22 protein-coding genes and 1 riboswitch are annotated in these 25621 nt (G+C 37.0%); of the genes, 19 read left to right on the forward strand and 3 right to left on the reverse strand.

The features are described from left to right. The first annotated feature begins 164 nt into the window (after positions 1 to 164). From dnaG to AB3H90_RS08840, 14 genes are all read left to right on the forward strand, one after another. The gene (gene dnaG, locus AB3H90_RS08775) at positions 165 to 2006 is read left to right on the forward strand and encodes a DNA primase (RefSeq protein ID WP_094940780.1); all 1842 of its coding nucleotides are present in this window, start codon (positions 165 to 167) and stop codon (positions 2004 to 2006) included. Between the two features lie 23 nt (positions 2007 to 2029). Continuing rightward, on the forward strand, positions 2030 to 3139 hold the full coding sequence (rpoD, locus tag AB3H90_RS08780) for an RNA polymerase sigma factor RpoD (RefSeq protein WP_368016581.1): 1110 nt from the start codon (positions 2030 to 2032) through the stop codon (positions 3137 to 3139). A gap of 375 nt (positions 3140 to 3514) precedes the next feature. Next, positions 3515 to 5833, forward strand: a complete 2319-nt coding sequence (locus AB3H90_RS08785) for a cell division site-positioning protein MapZ family protein (protein ID WP_368016582.1) — start codon at positions 3515 to 3517, stop codon at positions 5831 to 5833. 201 nt (positions 5834 to 6034) lie between these two features. Next, positions 6035 to 6898 (forward strand): S1 RNA-binding domain-containing protein, encoded by an 864-nt coding sequence (locus AB3H90_RS08790; RefSeq protein WP_081128721.1) that lies wholly within the window; start codon positions 6035 to 6037, stop codon positions 6896 to 6898. 103 nt (positions 6899 to 7001) lie between these two features. Then, positions 7002 to 7475: a Fur family transcriptional regulator gene (locus tag AB3H90_RS08795; RefSeq protein ID WP_010719583.1), complete on the forward strand. Its 474-nt coding sequence runs from the start codon at positions 7002 to 7004 to the stop codon at positions 7473 to 7475. Positions 7476 to 7567: 92 nt separating this feature from the next. Continuing rightward, positions 7568 to 8455 (forward strand): site-specific tyrosine recombinase XerD, encoded by an 888-nt coding sequence (gene xerD, locus AB3H90_RS08800; RefSeq protein ID WP_368016583.1) that lies wholly within the window; start codon positions 7568 to 7570, stop codon positions 8453 to 8455. Positions 8456 to 8473: 18 nt separating this feature from the next. Further along, positions 8474 to 8845, forward strand: a complete 372-nt coding sequence (locus tag AB3H90_RS08805; protein ID WP_010719581.1) for a hypothetical protein — start codon at positions 8474 to 8476, stop codon at positions 8843 to 8845. Next, on the forward strand, positions 8842 to 9609 hold the full coding sequence (locus AB3H90_RS08810; protein ID WP_277749450.1) for a segregation/condensation protein A: 768 nt from the start codon (positions 8842 to 8844) through the stop codon (positions 9607 to 9609). Before AB3H90_RS08805 ends, AB3H90_RS08810 begins: the two co-directional genes overlap by 4 nt. Next, positions 9593 to 10168 carry an SMC-Scp complex subunit ScpB gene (gene scpB / locus AB3H90_RS08815; protein ID WP_010719579.1) on the forward strand — a complete coding sequence of 192 codons (576 nt, stop codon included), beginning with the start codon at positions 9593 to 9595 and terminating at the stop codon, positions 10166 to 10168. The genes AB3H90_RS08810 and scpB overlap by 17 nt, the downstream gene beginning before the upstream one ends. Beyond that, on the forward strand, positions 10168 to 10884 hold the full coding sequence (locus tag AB3H90_RS08820) for a pseudouridine synthase (RefSeq protein ID WP_010719578.1): 717 nt from the start codon (positions 10168 to 10170) through the stop codon (positions 10882 to 10884). The genes scpB and AB3H90_RS08820 overlap by 1 nt, the downstream gene beginning before the upstream one ends. An 80-nt stretch (positions 10885 to 10964) precedes the next feature. Next, a riboswitch (FMN riboswitch) is annotated at positions 10965 to 11088 on the forward strand. A gap of 121 nt (positions 11089 to 11209) precedes the next feature. Then, a complete protein-coding gene (locus AB3H90_RS08825) occupies positions 11210 to 11824 on the forward strand; it encodes an ECF transporter S component (protein ID WP_010737347.1) in 615 nt (204 codons plus the stop codon). Between the two features lie 596 nt (positions 11825 to 12420). Then, on the forward strand, positions 12421 to 13944 hold the full coding sequence (locus AB3H90_RS08830) for a YfcC family protein (protein ID WP_010719576.1): 1524 nt from the start codon (positions 12421 to 12423) through the stop codon (positions 13942 to 13944). A 151-nt stretch (positions 13945 to 14095) separates the two neighbouring features. After that, entirely contained in the window at positions 14096 to 15436 is a 1341-nt protein-coding gene (locus AB3H90_RS08835) for a M20 family metallopeptidase (protein ID WP_368016584.1), read from the forward strand. Positions 15437 to 15723: 287 nt separating this feature from the next. Beyond that, the gene (locus tag AB3H90_RS08840; RefSeq protein ID WP_025480478.1) at positions 15724 to 16449 is read left to right on the forward strand and encodes an alpha/beta hydrolase; all 726 of its coding nucleotides are present in this window, start codon (positions 15724 to 15726) and stop codon (positions 16447 to 16449) included. Positions 16450 to 16822: 373 nt separating this feature from the next. Here AB3H90_RS08840 and AB3H90_RS08845 read toward each other — a convergent pair whose 3' ends face one another. Beyond that, positions 16823 to 17041, reverse strand: coding sequence for a ferredoxin (locus tag AB3H90_RS08845; protein WP_368016585.1), 219 nt, complete (start codon positions 17039 to 17041; stop codon positions 16823 to 16825). Positions 17042 to 17071: 30 nt separating this feature from the next. Between AB3H90_RS08845 and AB3H90_RS08850 the strand changes: the two genes are divergently transcribed. The 5 genes from AB3H90_RS08850 to rpsA all read left to right on the forward strand — a co-directional run bounded on the left by AB3H90_RS08850 (position 17072) and on the right by rpsA (position 22267). Further along, the gene (locus AB3H90_RS08850; protein WP_178306054.1) at positions 17072 to 18100 is read left to right on the forward strand and encodes a helix-turn-helix domain-containing protein; all 1029 of its coding nucleotides are present in this window, start codon (positions 17072 to 17074) and stop codon (positions 18098 to 18100) included. Further along, positions 18084 to 19475: an ATP-dependent DNA helicase RecQ gene (locus AB3H90_RS08855; RefSeq protein ID WP_368016586.1), complete on the forward strand. Its 1392-nt coding sequence runs from the start codon at positions 18084 to 18086 to the stop codon at positions 19473 to 19475. Before AB3H90_RS08850 ends, AB3H90_RS08855 begins: the two co-directional genes overlap by 17 nt. An 84-nt stretch (positions 19476 to 19559) precedes the next feature. Then, positions 19560 to 20186, forward strand: coding sequence for an SAG1386/EF1546 family surface-associated protein (locus AB3H90_RS08860; protein WP_368016587.1), 627 nt, complete (start codon positions 19560 to 19562; stop codon positions 20184 to 20186). 46 nt (positions 20187 to 20232) lie between these two features. Next, entirely contained in the window at positions 20233 to 20910 is a 678-nt protein-coding gene (gene cmk / locus AB3H90_RS08865) for a (d)CMP kinase (protein WP_010719569.1), read from the forward strand. A 124-nt stretch (positions 20911 to 21034) separates the two neighbouring features. Next, on the forward strand, positions 21035 to 22267 hold the full coding sequence (rpsA, locus tag AB3H90_RS08870) for a 30S ribosomal protein S1 (RefSeq protein ID WP_010719568.1): 1233 nt from the start codon (positions 21035 to 21037) through the stop codon (positions 22265 to 22267). A gap of 311 nt (positions 22268 to 22578) precedes the next feature. Here the strand turns inward: rpsA and AB3H90_RS08875 are convergent, their stop codons facing one another. Further along, entirely contained in the window at positions 22579 to 23451 is an 873-nt protein-coding gene (locus tag AB3H90_RS08875; protein WP_368016638.1) for an ROK family protein, read from the reverse strand. 224 nt (positions 23452 to 23675) lie between these two features. After that, positions 23676 to 25619 (reverse strand): sucrose-specific PTS transporter subunit IIBC, encoded by a 1944-nt coding sequence (locus tag AB3H90_RS08880; protein WP_010719566.1) that lies wholly within the window; start codon positions 25617 to 25619, stop codon positions 23676 to 23678. Between the last annotated feature and the right edge of the window lie 2 nt (positions 25620 to 25621).

The following is a 25621-nucleotide window of genomic DNA, read 5'->3' on the forward strand; positions in this document are numbered from 1 at the left end:
ACAAGTATTATACTTGAAAAAGTTTAGAATTGTGATAGAATGAAACATGTATAATTGTGTCCTTTAAAATCGCACTGATTTTCGTTAGTGCGATTTTTTACCGGTTATTCTCCTGAGGTATCTCTTTGACAGATGCCAATTAGCTATTTACAGGGGGTGAAAGCATGGCTCAACGGATTCCTCAAGAAGTCATTGAAACGATTCGTGGACAAACGAATATTGTTGAGGTGATTGGTCAATACGTCCAATTAAAAAAATCTGGAAAGAATTATTTAGGTTTGTGTCCTTTTCATGAAGAACGAACACCATCTTTCTCGGTGGCTGAAGATAAACAGATTTTTCATTGCTTTGGTTGCGGAAAAGGAGGAAACGTCTTTACTTTTCTTCAAGAACTAGAAGGACTTAGTTTCCCAGAAGCAGTCGTCAAAGTTGCTGATTTTGAACAAATTCAGTTAGAAGATCAATGGCGCAAACAAACACTTCCCTTCGAAAATAGCGATTCAATTACAGGAAAATTGATTTTAGCGCATGAAAAAGCCGCAGAAGTATATCATCATATGTTGCTACACACGAAAGTAGGCGAGCAAGCTTTAGATTACTTACTACAACGTGGTTTGACACTAGAATTGATTGAAGAATTTGCGATCGGATTTGCACCGAATGAACGTTCATTTTTGAAACAAGTATTTAAAACTGAAGCATACGATCAAGAAGTGTTGGAACGTTCTGGTTTGTTTATCTCTCATGAGGATGGAGGAATATCTGATCGGTTTTACCAACGTATCATGTTTCCTATCAGAAACCCTCAAGGGCGCACGATTGGTTTTTCTGGACGCTGGCTTGCACCAGAAAAAGGACAAGAAAAAGATCAACCCAAATATTTGAATAGTCCAGAAACAGAATTATTCAATAAAAGACAAGTGTTGTTCAACTTGGATAAAGCACGTAGTGATATCCGAAAAAGCGGAGAAGTTCTTTTATTTGAAGGTTTCATGGATGTCATTGCTTCTTGGCAAGCAGGTGTAAAAAATGGGATAGCTTCCATGGGAACGAGTTTAACGAATCAACAGATCCAGCAGATTGAACGAGTAACCAAAGAACTAGTTTTTTGTTACGATGGAGATAAGGCAGGATTCGAGGCAACGAATCGAGGGATCGAATTGTTACGACAAAATAGTCGATTGCAATTATCAATCGTTGTGATTCCGGAAAAACTTGATCCCGATGAATATTTACGTAAATATGGAAATGACTCCTTTAATGAACTGATCTTTCATGGTCGTGAAACGGTCTTTACTTTCAAGTCACGTTATTTGAAGCAAGACAAGAACCTGGAGAATGAAAAAGATAAAATCCAGTACTTAGAAGAGGTATCGAGAGAACTTAGTCAAGTTGTCTCGCCAATCGAACAAGATATGTATTTGTCGCAACTAGCGACCGAATTTCAACTTAGTCGTGAAACCCTGCAAAAGCAAATACGGGATTTTCGCAGGGAAAATCAAACGAATCGAACCAACCAACCAACGACATTGCCAGAACCAACTATTTCACGGACGGCAATAACGAAAAAGAGACCGCTGACTCAAGTAGAAAAAGCGGAACAAATGCTCTTATACAGAGTGTTCAAAGAGATATCTGTCCGTAATCTTTTGAAAGAACAGCAATTTCAGTTTATTCATGACATTTATGCAGAAGTATATTTTTTATTCGATGCATTTGTGTCACAACATGATGAATTCAACCTTGCGGAGTTTTTGGACTTTTTGCAAGATGAAAATTTAAGGCGTTTAGTGGTGGAAATCGAGTATTTGCGTGTAGCCGAAGAAAGCACACCAAGAGAAATCCAAGACTTATTGCGTGTAATCAGAAAGTCTAGTTTAGCTGATGAAATAACTTTAAAAAAACAAATGCAGCAAGAGGCTAGAAGAACTGGAAACAAGCAATTAGAATTGGAATTAACGATTGAGATCATTAATTTAACAAAACAGTTAAAACAAGCCGAATAGCTACTCAAGGGGGGCCTTCTTTTATGGCAAATGTAACAGAGAATAAAAAGTATGAAGCAGCAGTAGCAGCTTTTATCAAAGAAAACAAACCAAAAAGACAAGTCGTGTATGATGATCTTTCAAATAAACTTGCAACGCCATTCACATTGAATGCGGATGAGATGGATAAATTGATCCAAAAAGTCGAGGATGCTGGAATCAGCGTTGTTGATGAAAATGGAGATCCATCGATCCATAGCTTGAAGAGTGCAGAGAAAAAAGCGGAACAAGCAAAAACAGAAGAACTGTCAGCACCTACTGGTGTAAAAATCAACGATCCAGTACGTATGTATTTAAAAGAGATTGGTCGTGTTTCCCTATTAACTGCGGAAGAAGAAGTAGCTCTTGCTTTAAAAATCGAAGAAGGTGATCAAGAAGCAAAACAGCGTTTAGCTGAAGCAAACCTTCGTTTGGTCGTAAGTATTGCTAAGAGATATGTTGGACGTGGCATGCAATTTCTTGATTTGATCCAAGAAGGAAATATGGGCTTGATGAAAGCTGTTGAAAAATTTGACTATCGTAAAGGATTCAAATTTTCAACTTATGCTACATGGTGGATCAGACAAGCAATCACTCGTGCCATCGCTGACCAAGCACGTACGATCCGTATCCCAGTGCATATGGTAGAAACCATCAATAAATTGATCCGTATCCAACGTCAATTACTTCAAGATTTAGGAAGAGAACCGACACCAGAAGAAATTGGTGCAGAAATGGACCTTCCTACAGAAAAAGTACGTGAAATATTGAAAATTGCGCAAGAGCCAGTTTCTTTAGAAACACCAATTGGTGAAGAAGATGATTCTCATTTAGGAGACTTCATTGAAGACCAAGAAGCTACTAGTCCTGCAGAACATGCAGCTTATGAATTGCTAAAAGAACAATTAGAAGATGTTTTAGATACATTGACTGACCGTGAAGAGAATGTTCTCCGCTTACGTTTTGGTTTAGACGATGGTCGTACCAGAACACTCGAAGAAGTTGGGAAAGTATTCGGAGTAACACGTGAACGTATTCGACAAATCGAAGCGAAAGCGTTACGTAAATTACGCCATCCATCACGCTCAAAACAATTGAAAGATTTCTTAGAGTAAAAATAGGATTCAAATTTTGAATCTTATAGACAATGACTGTCTTTTAAAATAGCGAGTAGCCTTTAGTGAAAACAAAGTAGCACGGGATCAGAATAGATGATGCCGTGCTATTTTTTTTAGTCAATAGCTGAGTCAAAAGCTTGAATCTGATCATAATAAACAAATAATTGATGCGCTATTAACATTATGATGATGAAAACATAAATAATTGCGTAACTATGCGTAATTATAAGAAACTTTTTATAAATTATTTGTTTTATTTTTACGAGTTATACTATTTGACATCTGTTTGATCAAAATAGGCTCTTGGCGAAACTTTCAGAATATGGTAGATTAAATGGTAGCGTAAACCTAACAAAAGGAGCCGATCGCTCAGTGATAAAAAAATGCCCAACGTGTGGATCAAAGAAAATCAAAGGAAAGTTGATTTGTCCTGATTGTGGTTACCAAATAAAAGAGCAAGACCAACACACGAATGAAGAAAAGAACAACAGTCAATTACCAATAGATTCTTCAGAAGAACATTTTCCTGACACGGAATTAAATGATCCAATCGAATGGTCAGAATTAACAGAGTTACCATTAGAATCGGTCATGGCCTTGTTTAAAGAAGAATCATCTGAAGAAACGAATCTAGCAGAAACTAATGATGCTGAAGATGTAGTCACTAAAAAGGCAAACAAAAAGCCGTCAACAAGTGAAGAAGGAACTGATTCGAAAAAACAAGCTAACGGCGATGAAATGACGGATGAACTCGAAGCAGAACAACAAAAAAGAGTAGCTGAATTAAAAGAATTTGTTGATCATGAAAAAGAAAATTCGATTTTATCTGCTTATATCAAAGCTCATAGAGAAGATACAACAGAAGAACATGCAGAAGAATTGATGCGAATGATCCAAGAGGAACTCGCAGCTAAAAATGCCAAAGAGACTGATTCAAAACAAGAAAGTACAGTGCCAGTAACTAACGAACGTGAAACGAAAGAAAAGGAAACAGTTGATACGAAGGATAGCGTTGTTCAGCCAACTGACCATCAAGTGATTGATCAAAAAGAAACGTTCGAAACGGAAACAGAAAAAAATTATGAACGCTTAACGGCACCCCAAACTTCAGAAGAAAATCAACTGCTTTCTTCTAAGGAACAAACTGAAGAACCAGTGTCCGCTTCAAAAACGACTCACGTCCAATCATCGTCAGAAAAACTTTTGATAGGAAAAAAAGAAGTCGAAGAAAAAACGAGTGCGGAAGATATTGATAAAAACTCAACCCATGAGGTCGAAGCGTTAAACGAAAATTTGAAACCTGAAGTTTCAGAAAAAGATATTCCGAAAGCAGCTCCATCACAAGAGAATCAATCAAACGGAGAAGTTCTAAAAGAAGAAATATCGAAAAAAGAAACAGCAAAAGAAGAAGTACCGAAAGAAGAATCGGTAAAAGAAGAAGAACCAAAAGAAGAAATTCGTAAGAAAGATTCTTCAAAACCAGAAGCTATAGAAAAAACAGAATTATCAAATGAAATCGATCAAAGGACAGAAACGGAACAAAAAGAACCAGTTACATCAGCAAAGACTGATGAGGGGAAACGAAAAAGATCGAAAAAAGGACCGTATCTGGCTTTAGCAGCAATCGTCTTGCTCGGAGTCGGTGGTTGGGCTTATTATGACCATCAGCAAGATGTTCAGGCACAAATCGCTGCACAAGAAGAAAGACAAACACAAAAGGTGGCAGATCTACAAACAGCCTTGAACGCTTTTTATACAGATCCGTCTCACCAGTTTATCCGTACTTCAATGATCAATCAAGACTTAGCTAAACTAAAGACTGATCTGAATGACGTAAAAAAAGAGAAAGAATACCCTGAATTAGAAAAAACATTCCAGGATATCCAAACCAAAATCAAAGATATTCAACGTGTCAACCAGTTATTTACTTCGGTAGTGATTGACGATGATCATTTAGCAGCTGATCCTAAACTAAAAGAGGATCAAGCCATTCAACCAATGACTACAAATGAAACTGCTTTTGGACGTCTGATCAAGCAAGCGCAAACCGAAGCAGAGGATCAATACAAACAATTGCAGACGGCTAAAGATAAAGTGAACGTTGTCTATCATGATAATCAAGTCGTAGACAGTGCGAACAGAGAGCAGTATGACGAAGCAAAAAATGCTGTAGAGCAAATCAAAAATGAAGAGCTAGCTGTCGCATTAAAAGATCAACTAAAAAAAGTAGATGAAACCTTGACTGCGAAAGAGCAGAAAGAAGCACAAGCAAAAGAAGAAGCAAAAAAAGCTGAAGAAGCAAAAAAAGCAGCTGAAGCAGCCAAACAAGCTGCAGCTCTGGCTGCACAACAAGCAAAATCTAGTTCAACTACCAATAAGACTAATTCAGCCAATCAACCCATCATGTCAACTCGACAAAGTGATGTGGCTGATGCATCTAATCCAGCATGGAATTGGGCACCAGGAGTCCAACAAAGTGTTATTGCTACTTGTATTCAACGAGGCTACATTGTGGCAGGTGGATATAAACTAGAAAAAGCGAGAATCGAAAATGGTGAAGGTTACTATAATCTTTATGCTACTTCAACCCAATCTAATTTGATGCGTGGAATCGGTGAAAGTGCATTACCATTTTATATTGTGACGATCAATTGTAAAACAGGCTGGTTTGGCGGAAATGGCAGCCATTAATCTGCTAGATAGACAATGATCAAATACTACTCAGATATCGTAGATCGTATGGAACTAAGTGGATGACCATATAGGATCAGATACACGATGTCTGAGTTTTTTTGCGACGACTAAGACCAAACCAACTACTAATCATGGAAACATTATGTTATGATAGCTAAGAAAAGATGGCTGAATCTTTTATAAATAAGGAGAAATAAGATGAATGAATTATTGGCAACAATATTTACCGGAATGGTAATTGATGAAAATGAAAAAAATTACTTTGTCCAGAAAAATGGACAAACTTTTGGATTAAGTAAAACCGAAGGGACCTATCGTATCGGTGAAGCAGTCGAAGGGTTTGGTTATCAAAATCAAAAACATGAAAATCGTTTTACTACGTTGATTCCTAAAAGTCGAATTGGTCATTATGCTTTTGGTACAGTGACTGCTTCACGAAAAGATTTAGGAGTATTCGTCGATATTGGATTACCCGACAAAGATTTTGTAGTCTCATTAGATGAACTACCAACGATGACAGAACTTTGGCCTAAAAAAGGCGATCGTTTAATGGTTGCTTTAAGAGTCGATAGCAAAGACCGAATTTGGGGTAGTTTAGCCGATGAAAAGATTTTTAAATCATTGAGTAAACGTGGAACAGAAGAAATCAAAAATAAAGACATTACAGGCGTTGCTTACCGCTTGAAACTGACCGGAACGTACGTCTTAACAGATGATTATTATATCGGATTTATCCACCCATCTGAACGCTATAATGAGCCGCGCTTAGGTGAACAAGTCAAAGGACGAGTAATTGGCGTGAGACCTGATGGAGTATTGAATCTTTCATTAAAACCAAGAGCATATGAAGCAATCTCTGATGATGCACAAATGATTTTAACGATCATCGAACGATCAGCAGATGAGCAAATCTATTTTACTGACAAATCTGATCCGGAAGATATCATGAAAACTTTTGGTATAAGCAAGGGAGCTTTTAAACGAGCAATCGGCAATCTATTAAAACAAGGACTAGTCAAACAAGAAGCAGGCGTAACGAAACGAATTAGAAAATCTAATTGAGAATACCTTGCATGTTTTTCTTAACTAGCTTATAATTATTTTAATTTAGAAAGAGATTCCTTTTGTTTGATTATAATTATTATAAATTGTCGGGGTTGAATACATGGTTATGAATGCGATGTCAGTAATGAAAAAAACGAAACAACAATTGCACGAGTCGGGGTTCAAATTAACCCCACAAAGAGAAGCAACTTTACAAGTACTTTTAGAAAATGAGAAAGAACATTTATCGGCAGAAGAAGTCTTTTTTCTAGTGAAAAAAAAGAGTCCAGAAATTGGGTTAGCTACTGTCTATCGGACGTTAGAGATTTTGACCGATTTGAAAGTCATTGATAAAGTCAGCTTCAATGATGGTGTTGCTCGCTATGACTTGAGAAAAGAAGGAGCAAAACATTTCCATCATCATTTATTGTGTTTACGATGTGGCACGATTGAAGAGGTCGAAGAAGATTTATTGTGTGAAGTGGAAGAAATTGTGGAGCAACGGTATCACTTTTTGGTAAAAGATCATCGCTTAACATTTCATGGTATTTGTCAAAAATGTTACACTAAAGAAAAAGAAAGCAAAACCGTCTGATTGCTAGACGGCTTTTTCTTTGCCTAGCTGTAAAATAGACTATCGAAAATGAAGGGTATCTGATATGATAGAAGAGCACGAGGTGGATTATTATGAATGAAGAAATTAATGATTATCTCCACTATTTGACGATTGAATGTGGCTTGTCATTAAATACGAGAAAAAGTTATGAACGAGATTTGTTACAGTATCTTCACTATTTAGAAGATGAGCAAATCACTTCCTGGCAAGATGTCGATCGCTACGTCGTGATCAATTATCTGGAAAAGATGCATGATGAAAAGAAAGCTCCGGCAACCGTGACCAGAATGATTACTAGCTTGAGAAGATTTCATCAATTCTTACGTCAAGAACGATTGACTGATCATGACCCGATGCAACACATTGATACGCCTAAAAATGTTCAAAAGTTACCTAGTACCTTATCCTTGACTGAGGTTGAACGATTGATCGAAACACCTGATACAACCAAAAATCTAGGGATCAGAGATCGAGCAATTCTAGAAGTCATGTATGCAACAGGTATGCGTGTCAGTGAACTCGTTGGTTTAAAGCTAAGTGATCTTCACTTGTCGCTCGGCTTGGTCCAAACACTTGGTAAAGGGGACAAAGAACGGATCATACCTCTAGGTGATTATGCGATCCAATGGTTGGAGCGGTATCTAGACGAAGCACGCCCCCTCCTTGTAGCGAATCCTTCTGAAACGCATGTATTTGTCAATCATCATGGTACAGGGTTATCACGGCAAGGTATCTGGAAAAACCTTAAACAATTAGTGCGTGAAGCAGGAATCAATAAAGAGGTGACCCCTCATACTTTAAGGCATAGTTTTGCGACACATTTGCTGGAAAATGGTGCAGATCTTCGAACGGTACAGGAATTATTAGGACATGCTGATATCTCAACAACACAAATTTATACACATATCACAAAGAAAAGAATGACGGATGTTTATAAGCAGCATTTTCCAAGGGCTTAGTCATAGGAAGGTGAAAAAATGTTAACACATTACCGAAAAGAAAATCGTAAAATTGCTATGGGACTGTTAAGTTTTCATAAGAAACTAACGGATAAATCGAATTTACTCAAAGAAATCAATACCTATGAAACAGAAGAAGGATATGAACTTTTTTTCTTCACACCAGAAGGTTCAACGAATATTCAAGGGATTATTGGTGTTTATTGGGGTGAAAATCAGGAATTGATTATTCACGATGTTTCATTGAATCCATCTTATCGGGGAGATCAGATGGGCTTTCAAATGCTTGATGAACTTCAAGAAAAATACCCAGACTTTTCCATACGACCAACAGAGATTACCCGTCCATATCTCGCAAAATGGGTCGATCGAAACAAGAAGAAAGAGTGAATATGGTGACAGAAATCAATATCAAATTAGATATATTTGAAGGACCCTTAGATTTACTCCTTCATTTGATCCAGCAAATGGAGATCGATATTTATGATATCCCGATTGCAACGATCACTGAGCAATACATGAGTTATATCCATACGATGAAAACTCTTGAACTTGCTGTTGCTGGAGAATATCTAGTGATGGCTGCCACGTTGATGGCGATCAAAAGCAAAACTTTGTTACCTGTTCAAGAAGCAATCATTGAAGATGAGTATTGGGAAGAGGACCCGCGTGACGAATTAGTCAATCAATTATTGGAATATCGAAAGTATAAGTATGCTGCAGAGCAGTTAACCGAAAAAGCCCAAGAGAGAAGCTTATATTATACGAAAGAACCAGTTGCAGTAGACGATCTCATTGGACAAGAGAAACCATTGAAACGTGGACAAGTCAAAAAGATTGATTTGTTTCATGCGATGGAAAAAATCTTAGAGCGAAAGAAATTCTCAGAGAAAGTTGAAAAAACGATTACTCCTGATGATACAACAATTGAAGAACGTATCATCTTTATTGAAGAGCGTCTTAAGCAACATCATAAGGGATGCTCTTTTGAGTCTTTTTTTGAAACGCCTTCGAAAACAGAAGTAGTCACTACATTTATGGCTTTATTAGAAATGATGAAAAATGGTCAGATCGTTGCGCAACAAGAAGGAAATTATGAAACAATTATGCTTTATCTAGCAGTAGGAGATACCAAAGATGACAAAATTAAGTGAACTTGAAGCCATTTTATTTATTGTTGGCGAGGAAGGAATCGGGTTAGAAGAAATCAGCTATCTGTTAACTATTACGAAAGAAGAGACAGTGGCTTTATTAACGGAATTAAAAACAAGATATGAAAATGATCCAGCTAGTGCTTTGCATATTTTGGAAACAGAGGCACATGTCGTTTTAACAACCAAAAAAGAGTTAGCGCCATTGTTGAAACGCTATGCCCAAGGGACGTCTAATACTCTCTCACAAGCAGCTGTCGAAACGTTGGCGATCATTGCATATAAACAACCGATTACCAGAGTAGAAATCGAACAAATTCGTGGGGTTCAAGTCTCAGGTGCCATTCAACGGCTAGCTGCTCATCAGTTGATTGAAGAAAAAGGACGCGTGGAAGGACCTGGACGACCTATTTTGTATGGGACGACTCCTTATTTTTTAGATTATTTTGGTCTCAACTCATTAAAAGACTTACCAGATATACAAGCAATGGAGCATTCATTAAACGAAGAGTCTTCACTCGACTTATTCTTTGATGAAATGGATGAAGGAGAACAGATATAATGGAAAGACTACAAAAAGTAATTGCGCATGCAGGGATCACTTCCAGACGTAAAGCGGAAGAATATATTTTGGCTGGACGAGTAAAAGTCAACGGCAAAGTAGTAAAAGAACTCGGAGTAAAAGTTAGCAAACGTGATTTGATCGAAGTAGATGAAGTGCCGATTTATCAAGAAGAATACGGGTACTATTTACTATATAAACCAAAAGGCGTGATTTCCGCTGTTGCTGATGACAAGGGGCGAAAAGTCGTAACTGATTTGCTGCCAATGGTGAAAGAACGAATTTATCCAGTAGGACGATTAGATTATGATACTTCGGGTATACTGCTCTTGACTAATGACGGTGATTTTGCGCAACGTTTGACCCACCCGAAACATGAAGTAGACAAAGTATATGTGGCAAAAGTCAAAGGGATTGCTACTAAAACAATGTTATCTCCCTTGACGAAAGGGATAAAAATCGAAGGGAAACGAACTTCACCAGCACGTTACCAAATATTATCTGTGGATCCTAAGACAAATCATAGTATCGTTGAATTGACTATCCATGAAGGTAGAAATCATCAGGTAAAAAATATGCTTCAAGCAGTTGGCTTACCTGTTCAAAAATTAAAACGAGAAAAATACGGCGATTTGACGCTTCAAGGCTTACGCCCTGGCGACTATCGTGAGTTGAACAAAAAAGAAGTCAGCAGTTTATTGAATCAATCAAAATGATTACTTACTTATTATAAGAATAAATGATTGCATTTTTTCTCAAGCGATGTATAATGTAAAGGTAAACAAAATTATAAATGGTTCGTCTTCAGGGGCAGGGTGAAATTCCCGACCGGTGGTTATAGTCCACGACCTACTTTACCTAAGTAGCTGAATCGGTGAAATTCCGATACCGACAGTATAGTCTGGATAAAGAAGATAGAGCTTATTTGACGTAGTTTTTTGCCAAATAACTCTAACTCTCCCTGTTATTGGAGAGTTTTTTTATTTGCAAAAAGTTTGTCGAAAAGTTCGCTGAAGAGGAGTCCTAACAGGAGGATTTCAAATGAAGAACACCCGTGTACAAAAAATGGTCGCTGTGGCATTATTTGCTGCGATCGGATTGGTTTTGCAATATATCGCATTTCCGATTATGCCAGCCTTTAGTTTTTTAAAGATCGATTTTAGTGATATCCCAGTACTGATCAGTATGTTTTTATTTGGTCCAGTTGCTGGATTGGTTACAGCTTTCTTACGATCGATCTTACACTTGATCACTACCGGCTTTTCACCAGATAATTTGGTAGGAGATACAGCCAGCTTTTTAGCAACAGCTATCTTTACCTTACCTATTTTCTACTTCTTCCGTAAGAAGACTCAAGTAGGGAAAAATAAGTTTTTAGGTGTGATTTCTGGTACGATCGCAATGACGATCTTCATGAGTGTTGCAAACTATTTTGTGATTACCCCATTGTACCTTATGTTTTTAGGTTTAAATGCTAATCAAATGTTAGGGATGCCGTTAGCTAATTATGTCCTGATCGGAATCGTCCCATTTAATATCATTAAAGGATTTATCGTCAGTGCTGCCTTTTTGGTTTTACACGCAAAATTATTGCCATGGTTAAGTCGGAAACAACACCAGTTGGCACAAAGACATACAGTGACGAACAACAAATAAATAGTACAGCAGCTCATGCTCGTTTATCCATTTTTAGAGGGAAGCATGAATTGATGCCACTTTCTTAATTATTTTATCATTAAAAAAATCAGTCAAGGCTCCTTAACTTTTACAATATAAAAAGTTAAGGAGCCGTTTTTGTCAGTACTAGTATTTCTGAAAAAGTAGTCCAACGATTAGAAAAAAAGGGGATGAGAAAATAAACATTGTTTTTTCTAAAAAGAATTCAAGGAAATAAAAAAATATCGGAAATTTTAATGAAAAAAAATTCATTAACCCACTTTGTGTAAGCGTTTTATAAACGGTGTTTGAGTATTTCTTTTGTTTATGCATAAAAATGTATTTTATGATTCAAAATGTGAAATTAATCACTTTTTGAATCATAAATAGTTTTGTTATAATGGAAGTGGAAAACGCTACAATTGTATTGAAAAAGCTTTACCTTAAATTTCATAGAGAAAGGAGTGAAAGCAGGATTTTTGAATAAAATTTGCCAAATCAATAGGTTATTGTTTTGGTTATCGTATTCTTTTTGATAAAATAACTGATGGAATCACTCTTATAAGATTCTAATGTTACAAGAAAGGGAGAAGAACATGGAACAAACAAAGAAGAAACAATTTCAAATGCCTTCAGCGTATACGGTCTTATTTATTATTATTGCGATTATCGCTGTACTAACTTGGTTCATACCAGCTGGACATTATAGTGTCAATGATGCAGGCAACATCATTGCTGGATCATATGAACGAGTAGAGCAAAATCCTCAGGGGCTATGGGATATCTTTATGGCACCGATTAATGGGATGCTAGGTGTACCTGCTGGGGAATTAACGAAAGAAACACCGGCTGCTATTCCAATTTCATTCTTTATTTTAGTTGTGGGTGGTTTCTTAGGTATTATCAATAAAACTGGTGCTTTGGATGCAGGGATTGCTTCCGTTGTAAAACGCTTTAAAGGGAAAGAAAAAATGTTGATCCCTGTGTTGATGATCTTATTTGCATTAGGTGGTTCAACTTATGGTATGGCGGAAGAAACTATTCCGTTCTATGCTTTATTGATTCCTGTTATGATGGCTGTTGGGTTTGATACAGTTGTTGCAGTAGCTATCGTTTTAGTAGGGTCACAAGTTGGTTGTTTAGCTTCAACCGTTAATCCATTTGCTACTGGGGTCGCTTCTCAAGCAGTTGGTATCTCAATGGGTGAAGGAATCGGGTTACGTTTCTTGATGTTCGTGGTACTATTGGCTATCTCAATTGCTTATGTCTACCGTTACGCATCTAAAGTGGAAAAAGACCCAACGAAATCACTTGTATATAAACAACGTGAAGAAGACATCAAACATTTTGATATCGATTCAATTGGTCGTCAAGAATCAATTACTAAAAGACAAAAACATGTAAATATCCTATTTTTCATTACCTTTGGTATTATGATCATTAGTTTGATTCCTTGGACAACATTGAATAAAAACTTTACGATTTTTGAATCATTAACTAACTGGTTAACAGGGTTACCTGTAGTCGGAACTGTTTTAGGTAAAAACATGCTTCCTTTAGGAGAATGGTATTTCCCAGAAATTACCATGTTGTTCTTAGTGATGGCTATTGTAGTGGCAATCACTTACGGAATGAAAGAATCAGTCTTTATTTCTGAATTCTTAGCAGGAGCTTCAGATTTGATCGGTGTTGCGATCGTGGTAGCTGTTGCACGTGGTATCCAAGTTGTGATGAATAATGGTTTAATCACTGATACGATCTTACATTGGGGTGAACAAGGATTAAGTTCATTGTCATCTAGTGTCTTCTTGATCTTAACGTTTATCTTCTATATCCCTATGTCATTCTTGATCCCATCAACTTCTGGACTAGCAGCAGCTACTATGGGAATCATGGGACCAATGGGTGAATTTGCAGGCGTTGGTAAAGATTTAGTTATCACTGCTTATCAATCAGCATCTGGTTTGGTCAACTTGATCACACCAACATCAGCAATCGTTATGGGGGCTGTTGCGATCGCTCGTTTTGATATTTCCGTTTGGTGGAAATTCACAGGAAAATTGATTGCTATCCTATTTGTAGCCATTTGTGTTATCTTAGGTGTAGCGGCAATGTTATAACAAAGTAGACAAAACCGTTGACTTAGAGTGTACATGGTTTTTTACTTGATGTGAATGGACAAGATCCAAGCTCAACTATTTATTGTTTGAAAAAAGAGGTTGTGTCTGTTGTTTTGACATAACCTTTTTATTATATTAGGAGGCTAGTAACATGAAACAATTTGTAACAAAACAACATCATGAACAAGCATTGGAATCTTTAAATGAATTGATTCGAATCCCTTCAGTTCTGGACGAGTCAGATACTGGTGAAGGGCATCCTTTTGGGACAAAAGTGATCGAAGCATTGGATAAAGTGTTAGAAATCAGTGAAAATCTAGGATTCAAGACATTTAAAGATCCAGAAGGATATTATGGTTATGCGGAAGTCGGATCTGGCGATGAGCTATTTGGTATCTTGTGTCATATGGATGTCGTTCCAGCTGGCGATGAAAACAATTGGGATTCTAAACCATTTGAACCAACTGTCAAAGATGGTTGGTTGATTGGACGAGGATCACAAGATGACAAGGGACCTTCCATCGCTGCAATGTATGCTGTCAAAGCGTTGATGGATGCAGGCGTTGAATTTAATACACGTATCCGATTTATTTTTGGAACCGATGAAGAAAACTTGTGGCGTTGTTTAGATAAATACAACGAAAAAGAAGAAGGTATTACGCAAGGATTCGCACCAGATGCAGAGTTTCCATTGATTTATGCTGAAAAAGGATTACTACAAGCTTACCTAACTGGACCGGGAACATCTGAATTTTCAGTTAAAGCTGGTGGCGCACTGAATGTCGTTCCAGATGCAGCTCCTTATGCTGGTGAAAAATTAGCTGAAGTCAAAGAAGCATTGGAAAAGCATGGATTTGACTTTGAAGATCAAGGAGAATCAATTGTCGTTCTTGGAAAAAGTATCCATGCCAAAGATGCAGCAGAAGGTGTCAATGCAATCTCTCGTTTAGCGATTGCTCTTTCTGAAGTATTTGATTTTGCTCCAATCAACTTCTTAGGTCAATTAGTTCAAGAAAATGCTACTGGTGAAAACGTGGTAGGAAAAACGGTGGATGAACAATCTGGCGAATTGACAATGAACTTTGCTAGTCTGGAAATCACTCCTGAACAAACTAAAATCGGGGTCGACATGCGTATCCCAGTAACTTTCAAAAAAGATGAACTCGTAGAAAAACTAACAGAAACTGCTAAAAAGTATGACTTGACTTATGAAGAATTTGACTTTTTAGATTCCCTTTATGTTCCATTAGACAGTGAATTGATCAAAAATCTTTTAGGAACTTACCGTGATATTACTGGTGATATGACTGAACCATTTGTATCTGGCGGTGCAACTTTTGCGCGGACGATGAACCAATGTGTAGCATTTGGTGCAATGTTCCCAGATACCCCTGATTTTATGCATCAGGCAAATGAACGTTGGGAACTAAGCAGCATGTACAAAGCAATGGAAATCTATGCAGAAGCTGTTTACCGTTTGTGTGGAAAATAATCATTTGAAATGCTCAACTAAATACACTTTAGTTCAATAGAGAACGAAACTGCTCTCTTACTGTTAAAGGCTGATGAAGGTCAATGTACATTCATCAGCCTTTTTTTTTTGTTATAGTGGGTCTTGTTGAGGGGAAGAGTCAGGTCTAAGAAAGATTGCATTTAGTGCCACTGGCTAAACAAATTTATTCTTTTTCAAGAAAAAAGAGTTGCAATTTATTCGTATTTTATTTAGTGTGAATTTATAATCGATCAATAGGTACGATAAAAGGAGAATAGGTGAGAGATGTGAAGATATTTAAGCGAGTATTAATTGGTATAATTATTTTTTTGGGGCTAGCAGGAGGCGCTGGGTACTACTATTTACAACAAAATACCTATGAACCATCTAGTCAAGCAAGTCAAATAGCCCAAAATGGAAAGGATAAAAAAGATTATTTATTTTTTGAGACGAAAGAAAAAAGTCAAAAACCACTGGTTATTTTTTATCCAGGTGCTTTGGTTGAACCAGCTAGTTATAGTGTCTGGGCTGAACAATTAGCAAAAAGTGGGTACTCCGTAGCAATCGCTAAGATGCCTCTTGACTTAGCCATACTTAGTGGGAATAAGGCAGATAAGATCAAAGAAGACTTTTCAAATCGAAATTATGTGATTGGTGGACACTCATTGGGGGGCGTCATGGCGAGTCGTTATGCTAATCAGCATTCTTCTGACAAACACTTAAAAGGAATCTTTTTCTTAGCAAGCTATCCTGATGAAAAAGGTACATTGGCGAAAACGACATTACCTGTATTAAGCCTGACTGCTTCTAATGATAAAGTCTTGAATCAAAAAGCCTATGAATCAGCTAAAGAATATTTACCTGAGCAAACAGAATATGTTTCGATTAATGGAGGAAATCATGGCGGATTTGGCAGCTATGGGGAACAAAAGGGAGACGGTAAAGCTAAGATTACAAACGAAGACCAACAAACAGCGATTACCAATACGTTAATCAATTGGTTAGGAGAATAGAGTTCCAGACCTAAATCTTCCAGCTCACTTTAAAAATGAGTAAAAAGTGTGCATCAGCTCTTTGAAAAAAGCTTGGATTTTTTATAACATGAGAAACTGTTAAAAAAATTCAAGCTTATTGTTATCGTAGCTTCCCGCTTCTTTCATGACTTTATCTAAGACAGTTCAGAAGTCCATTTATCAGAAACTTTGCCGAAGAGCTACATAAGTCACAATCTTTATATAAATAGACTAGAGATAAATCAACTCAAACTTTCACTTGAACATAGAAAGAAATTTGTTCAAACACCATTTCCAGGTCAACTGCCTACTTTTCAAATCATCATTGTTAGAAACACTTACATTGATTTATATTCATTTGGTTAACTAGTTTTCATGATTTCTCTAATAAAATAGCTCTTACTGGACATTTTTGATAAGCTTTTCTGACGGCTTCCTCGTCAGTTTGAGAAACAAATTGCTGATGAGCTTCTGGTTCTTGCGCAAATAAAACGATTCCTTCTTCATCATAATCAAAGATATCTGGGGCTTCGATTTGACAAAGACCACAAGCGATACAGCGCTCAGGTACTAATCTACATAGTAATGACATTTTGACCATCCTATTCTTAAGGGGAGTAATATGACTTCATTTATTTTAGCTTTATTTTCAACAAGAAACAAGTTAAGGATCAGCTCCTTATACCAAGTTATCACAGGAAAACGAACGAGTTCGGTATTGATTTATAGTTTTTTAAACCATTTATTATTTATACATGGTAGTTTTCCTAAAATGAATCAAGAAGAATTTACACGTATCATTGACCAATTAGTTGACCAAAAGTTCCTTATTCAGCTAGAAGATGGCGTGATGATCACTCATTTAGGTGAAAAAGCTTTAGCAGAAAAAAAGATTGATCTAGAAGGGCTCCATTATGATCGTTATGGCAGAACCGCTGAGAATTGTTGGCGGTTGATCAAGTTTGCTGTTCAAGTTGTCTCTCATCTGGTAAATAATAAAAAGGAATACTTACCGATTGAAACTAGTCCGTATTATACTATCCAAGTAAAAAAATGGTTAGCTGACACACAACTAGATCGACAAACCCTAGCAAAAAAATTAAGCCAAGAACTGAGTGAAATCTTTTCAACGATGACGTCTGAATCGGCTAACTTTCTGGCCAATCAATTTTCAGGTATCCAGTCACCTGGTTTATTAACTTATCAATTAACAGAAATAACCAATGAAGTGCAACGTGAATTGTATGAAGCAAAGCAAGTACACCTGCTGCTAAAAACAATCGAAGAAAAAAAAGATTCGTTGCTTTTTCAATTGGTTTCACCACTACTTATGCAAAACTTCAATCAAAGTATGTTAACGACGAGAAAACTGATTTTATCTGGATGCTCAATTGATGAAGTAATGAAGATACGTCATTTAAAAAGAGGAACAGTAACCGATCATTTGATCGAATGGCAACTTTATTTAACTGATTTTCCTTATCAAAAAATGATCACTAAGCAGACATTTAAGCGACTAAGTCAACTATCGAACATCAAAGAATGGAATTATCGAGAATTAAATGAAGTCGCACCACTAGACTATGGAGAGTTTCGTTTTTATCAAATTGGTGTATTGAAAGGGGAACTGAAGAATGTCGCTGAAGGATGAACTACACAAACGTTTTGGATTTACTTCGTTTCGTTCAGGACAAGAAGAAATCATCCAGTCTTTATTGAATGACCAAGATGTCCTCGCAGTGTTACCGACAGGAAATGGAAAAAGTCTATGCTACCAACTGACCGGTTATCTGTGTGAAGGAATGGTTATCATTGTTTCACCTTTGCTTTCATTGATGGAGGATCAGGTGATGCAACTACAGAAACAAGGAGAAAAGCGAGTTGTTGCTTTCAATAGTTTACTATCTAGAACGGAACGATATTATGTGTTAAATCATTTGTCCAATTATAAATTTTTATTTTTAAGTCCAGAAATGTTGACGCAAAAAGATGTGATAGAACAATTACAAAAACAAAAAATTGGGTTATATGTGATCGATGAGGCGCATTGCGTTTCTCAGTGGGGGGTAGATTTCCGTCCGGAATACCAACAACTAGGAGAAATTGCTCAGAAATTAGGCTCTCCAGTAACGCTTGCCTTGACAGCAACCGCTACTACAGCCGTGCAACATGATATTGAAACTGTCTTGTTTCAAGAAGTGCCAGTTCGAATTATCCATTCGGTTAATCGACAAAATATTGCTTTATATGTCAAAAAGACTTCCCAAAAAGAAGCTGATCTAGAGGACTTGATGAAACAAGCAAAAGGCTCGATGATTATTTATTGTGCGACAAAGAAAGAGGTAGAGCGTTTGTATCAGCTATTTCGCTCACGTTTTACTATCGGCTATTATCATGGTGGATTAGAGGCATCACAAAGGCGACAGTTGCAACAACAATTTAGTCAAAATAAACTTCAATTTTTGATTGCGACGAATGCTTTTGGTATGGGCATCGATAAGCCAGATATCCGTTATGTTGTCCATTACGATTTACCAGATAGTTTAGAAAATTATGTTCAAGAAATCGGGCGTGCGGGAAGAGACCAACAGGGGAGTGAAGCGATTCTTTTATACAAAGAAAATGACGAACGCATTCATTATTTTTTTAATCAACTTTCTAGAGAACAACGACAAAGTTTTGAAATTTATCTGCAATATCATAGCAATGAACAAGAACAATTCGATGAGATTCAACAAAAATGGTTAGAAATAATTGCACAAACGAGCAATCCGCAAGAGTGGTTAAATCGGCTAAAACGTCAAGAAAAAGAAAAGGAATATCGACTACAACAAATGCTTCATTATGTCAATGCAAAGACTTGTCGAAGAGCGCTGATTCTTGAATACTTTGGGGAGAAACTGATAAAAAAACCAGAAAAATGTTGTGATATTGATGGAGCGGTCCTTACGAGTCAGGAAAATAGAGAAGTCAGCCCATCTGTAGAGCTAAAACAGTGGCAAGATATTTTACTAAATTTATTTTAAAAAAACATTGGATAGAAAATTTATAAGACAATCGCGTTCTGGCTATGGTATAATATTCACGATAGAAATTAGGAGGTTAATAAGGTGAGCAGAAAAGATAGACATCATTCATCAGAAAATAATGAAACACAAGAGCCATGGGAACAACCGATTTATGACACTGAAGACGAAGTTTCTTCAAGAAGTTCTCAACGACAACAAAAGAAAGGCAACACGCTGTTTTTGTCTCTCTTCTTAGTATTATTAGTATTGTGTATTGCAATTCCAGCGGGAGCTTACTTCTGGATTAGAAATGGGTCTTCCAATGCTTCAAGTGCATCATCAACTACAACAACGTCTTCTGTAGTGGAAAGTACGACCTCATCAGAAGTATCATCAACAAAAGAATCAAGTACGGAGCCTGAAAGCACTACTCAGACAGAATCAGTAGTAGCAAGTACACCACAAAGTACTACTGTACCAGAGGAAACAACGCCTTCGACAACGTCTACTTACCAACAAGAAACACAACCAACTAGCACGGTAGAAGAAGCGACAACACCATCCTCTTCGGCTGCTGCAGATGGATCAACAGTGACTGTTCAACCAGGTGACGGACCTAAACAAGTAGCTGAACGTGCCGGGATCACTATTGATCAATTATTTGCACTAAATGGAATAGATCCAAACGATTATATGATTTATCCTGGACAACAATTAAAAGTTAAATAATCTTAGCCGCGATCTGCGGCTTTTTTTTTGAAAAGGGAGTTATAGCATGACACAAATCAGTATTGCAATAGATGGACCTGCTTCGTCAGGTAAAAGTACTGTTGCAAAAATTTTGGCAAAAGAATACAACTATATTTATACCGATACAGGCGCCATGTATCGTGCCATTACGTATCTAGCGATAAAACATCAAGTACCTTTTGGAGATGAAGAGCAACTCGTAAAGCTGATCCAAGCCTATCCAATCTCTTTTATCCAAGAGACAGACGGTCAACACGTTTTGGTGGCAGACCAAGATGTCACTACAGAAATTCGTCAGCCAGATGTGACCAAGGCAGTTTCTGAAGTTTCTGCTCATCAAAAAGTACGTGAAGCACTGGTTTCGATCCAACGTAAAATTGGTGAACATGGTGGGGTTGTAATGGACGGCCGAGATATTGGTACTTCTGTTTTACCTCAGGCAGAAGTGAAAATATTTTTAGTAGCAAGTGTAACAGAACGGGCACAAAGACGCTATAAAGAAAATATTGAAAAAGGGATACCAACAGAGTTGGAAACTCTTACGAAGGAAATCCAAGAGAGAGATCATTATGATTCTACAAGAAAAGTATCCCCTTTAAGACAAGCGGATGATGCCATTCGAATCGACACTACTGGAAAATCGATTACGGAAGTTGTCCAATCCATCAAAAAAGTGGTCACAGAAAAAGGCTATCTTTTGTAAAAAGGGAAAAACTCAGGATTTTTAGGGTAAACCAAACGAAATCGCTTTATTTTTTTTTAATAATCAATTAAACTAAAATTAGTACCGTTGTTACGGCAGAATGTTGGTTAGGAGGACAAATGTTATGACAGAATTTGAACAAAATCAAACAGAAAACAGTCAATCAATGGAAGATGCAATGAATAGCGTCCAAGAAGTAAACGTTGGAGACGTTGTATCCGGCGAAGTTTTAGTAATCGAAGATAAACAAGTTGTGGTAGGAATCGAAGGTGCCGGAGTTGAAGGCGTCGTTCCTGCTAAAGAATTGTCTACTTCACCTGTTGAAGATATCAACGAGGTAGTAAAAGTAGGAGATACTCTAGAACTTGTAGTTATCAGTACTATCGGAAAAGATAAAGAAAACGGTAGCTATTTGCTTTCAAAACGCCGTTTGGATGCCAAAAAAGTTTGGGAAGATATCGAAAAAGATTTTCAAGCAGGTAATATCATCGAAGCACCTGTGACGAATGTCGTAAAAGGCGGCTTAGTCGTTGATGTAGGTGTTCGTGGTTTTGTACCAGCTTCAATGGTGGAAGATCATTTTGTTGCTGATTTTTCAGAATACAAAGGTCAAACATTGGCGTTCAAGATCGTTGAGATCGAACCTTCAGAAAACCGTTTAATTCTTTCACACAAAGCAGTTGTGGAAACGGAAAAAGAAGAAAAGAAAAAAGAAATTCTAGCCAATATTCACGAGGGAGACGTTATCGACGGACGAGTAGCTCGTATTACTGATTTTGGTGCTTTCGTTGATTTAGGTGGAATTGATGGATTGGTCCATGTTTCTGAGATCTCACATAGCCATGTGGCGAAGCCTAGTGATGCTTTAGCAGTTGGGGATGAAGTAAAAGTAAAAGTTCTTTCGATTAATCCTGAACAAGAACGTGTTTCTCTTTCAATTAAAGACACGTTGCCTGGGCCTTGGACTGATATTGAAGAAAAAGCCACTGTTGGTTCAGTTTTAGATGGAAAAGTGAAACGTTTGACAAGCTTTGGTGCATTTGTAGAAGTATTCCCAGGGGTAGAAGGTCTGGTTCATATTTCTCAAATCTCTCACAAGCACATCGCTACACCTCATGAAGTACTTCATGAAGGGGATGAAGTGCAAGTAAAAGTTTTAGAAGTACATCCTGAAGAACATCGTATTGCCCTTAGCATCAAGGCTTTAGAAGAAAAACCAGCATCGGAAGAAGAACCAAAAGATGTTGAAACCTATGAATTACCAGAAGAAAATACTGGTTTCACAATGGGGGATCTTTTAGGTGATGCTTTGAAAGAAGAAGTCGAAGAAACGACTACTGATGATTCAGAAAAATAAAATTTTTGAGTGTTCATTTTAAAAAGACTGAAATGAGACAAAAAGATCAATCAATGTTTACAACATTGATTGATCTTTTTCTGTTATTATCATTAGAACTAGTTAAACTCACAAATCGAGTGAAAGATAAAACCAACTGCTGTGAGAAGGGCTAAGGAATACCTAATAAAGTACATCGTTTAGACCATACCCAATGGCTGTGCAAGTGCCATATTGTATTCACAATTGGAGATATTAGATAGATGGTTTGCTTAAACTATTTATCAGAGCTGGAGATTTCTGTCAAACTACTGTCAAAACTCTATCATTGTTTAATTAGAAGCTATTTTTTGGGCTAGTCCTAAACAACCGATAATTCCAGCTTGATCTCCTAATTTTGGAAAAACAATATATTCTTCTGTTTTCGGATGAGCAACATAATTCTGATTAAGTTTTGAAAATTCACGATGAATTTTCTCTTGTAAGTGTACTTGTTTCATTACACCGCCACCTAGAATGATAATATCCGGTGAAAACATCATTGTAGTATTATGAATGCATTGGGCAATGTAAAAAGCTTCCATGTCCCAAAAAGGATGATCTTCCTTTAAATCTTGACCTTTAATTCCTATTCTCTTTTCGATAGCAGGTCCTGCTGCCATACCTTCTAAACAATTTTGATGATAAGGGCAGTTACCCTTAAAGTGATCGTCAGGGTGATTACGTACAATCATATGTCCCATTTCCGGATGACTGAATCCCTCGATAAATCTTCCATTTTGCAGTGCACCACCACCTATACCTGTGCCAACTGTATAATAAACAACTAATGAATGGCCTTGACCATGTCCAGCTATATATTCTCCATAAGCTGCAGCATTGACATCAGTTGTCCAATAAAAAGGAATTTTCTCAAAATTTCTTTTTAGATAACCAATAAAATCAAAATTTCTCCACGGTATTTTAGGTGTTGAGGTTATATATCCATATGTTTTCGATTCAGGATGGATATCAATAGGTCCGAAAGAACCAACAGCAATGCTGGACAATTCTGTTTCATATTTTTTGAAAAAAGAAACAACTTGTGGCATTGTTTCTCCTGGATTCAAAGTTTCAAAACTCACTCTCTCAATAACCTCTAATTGTGCATTACCAACTGCACAGACAAATTTTGTTCCTCCTGCTTCAATTGCACCGTATAGCATAAAACATTTCTCCTTATAGTTAAAGATGATTTCATGGGCAGTTATGCATTTAACCAATTTATTGTTCAGATTTTTAAAGAATTTAACTCGTTTATTTGTTATTTTCTTTTGAAAAATCGCTATTATTCCAGTTAATACATACATCAGATCGCGCATAGCCCTTTAAATTATCCGTTTATTGATGTTTTGGTTAGAAAGAATAATCAGTACTATTGACTATTCCATTAGTCAACTTCAAGTAAATCAGTAGTAGCGGTAACTGTTCCTTTAATAAGTGGTGTCACTTTTGAATAATCTGCGGTATTTGTCACAATAACCATTGTTGTATCATCAAGTCCTGCTTCTTTAATTAGCGTACGATCAAACGTTCCAAGGATATCTCCTTTTTTTACTTTTTGATTAGCAGTAACTTTTTGTATAAATCCTTTACCGCCCATCGATACGGTGTCAATACCAATATGAATCAGTATTTCAGCGCCATCATTCGATTTAAGACCGTAAGCATGTCCAGTCTCAAATGTAACTTGAATAGTACCATCTACTGGAGAATAAACAGTGTCCCCAGTTGGTTTAATCGCAATACCTTTTCCCATAGTCTCTGAAGAAAATACTGGATCATTTACTGAATCAAGTCCAATCACTTCACCTGCAAGGGGACTAACGATTGTTTCTGAAGAATGATTTGTTTTAGTAGGTTCTCCAGAAGTAACTGTGGATTGTTGGGTGTTTTCTGAATGATTCGTCACTGTTTGATCCGTAAGAGCTTCTGCTGCAAAGATGCCTGAAGCTTTTGTTTTTCCATAAAAGTAAGTAATTGCAAAAGCAATCGCAAAGCTAATTAATTCACATAGTAAATAAAATGGGATAGAGGTTGCATTAATTGAAAGAAATCCAAGAAAACCTGCTGAACCAAGTGATACAGCAACTACTTTCAGTAGACCTGCTACTGCAGCGGCAACGCCGGAACCAATTAAAGCACAGAAAAATGGGAAACGATATTTTAAATTGACACCAAACAGAGCTGGTTCAGTAATTCCAAGAAGAGCTGATACCCCTGCAGAGGAAGCAAGACTTTTTGTTTTAGCATTTTTAGTCAAGAACCAGATAGCAAATGTTGCAGCACCTTGGGCAACGTTCGCCATAGAAGCAACTACAAATATAAAGTCTCCATGTCCAATACCATTAGTCCATGCTGAAAGTAACTGCGTTTCAATTGCAGGAAATGATTGATGAAGACCGGTCATAACGATTAACGAGTAAGTTCCACCAAAAATACCCATTCCAATAAATCCGGTTGCATTATATAGCCAAACGATCGCATCTGTAATCCCGTTAGAAAGCAATAACATGACAGGGCCGATGACTGTGAAGGTTAGAAAGCCGGTAATGATTACAGATAATAAGGGAGTAAATGTAAAGTCAACGGATGATGGAAGTTTTTTGTGAAAAAACTTTTCCAGTATTGATAATAGCCAAACAGCTGCTAACACAGGAATGACTTGATAAGCATAGTTAGTTTGTGAGACATGATAACCAAAAATATTCCAATATTCCATAGAACCACCAAGTTGTGGTGTTGTCATAATCATTCCAATTGCAGCACCAAGGAACTGGTTGGCTCCAAAACGTTTAGCAGCGGAAATACCAACTAGAATAGGCAAAAACATAAATGGTGCAGCGGACATCAGTTGGATCATTGAGGAAATACCTTCAATCGCAGGATACATTTCTTCAATTGATTTTGGTCCAAAAAGTCCAGCAGCTGTTAAAAAGTTTTGTAATGCCATTAATAAACCACCTGCAACAAGGGCAGGTATAATTGGAACAAAAATATCTGATAATAATTTAATTAATGCCATAATGGGGTTGAATTTTTTATCTTTACTAGCAATTTGTTTTAAATCATCTGTTGAAATTTCTGAAAGTCCAGTTTTTTTGATAAGTTCGTCATAAACGAAATTAACATCACCTGCACCGATAATCACTTGATATTGCCCATCAATTTTAAATGTGCCTTTCACATCTGGATTTTCGTCTAAAGCTTTTTGATTCACTTTCGTGTCATCTTTTAGTACGAGACGAAGACGTGTAGCGCAGTGTGCAGCTGCAATAAGGTTATCTTTTCCGACCGCTTGTATTACGTCGGAAGCTACTTTACTGTAATTCATTC

The sequence above is a fragment of the Enterococcus sp. C63 genome (genome assembly GCF_040887215.1).
GTDB classification, from domain to species: domain Bacteria; phylum Bacillota; class Bacilli; order Lactobacillales; family Enterococcaceae; genus Enterococcus_B; species Enterococcus_B hirae.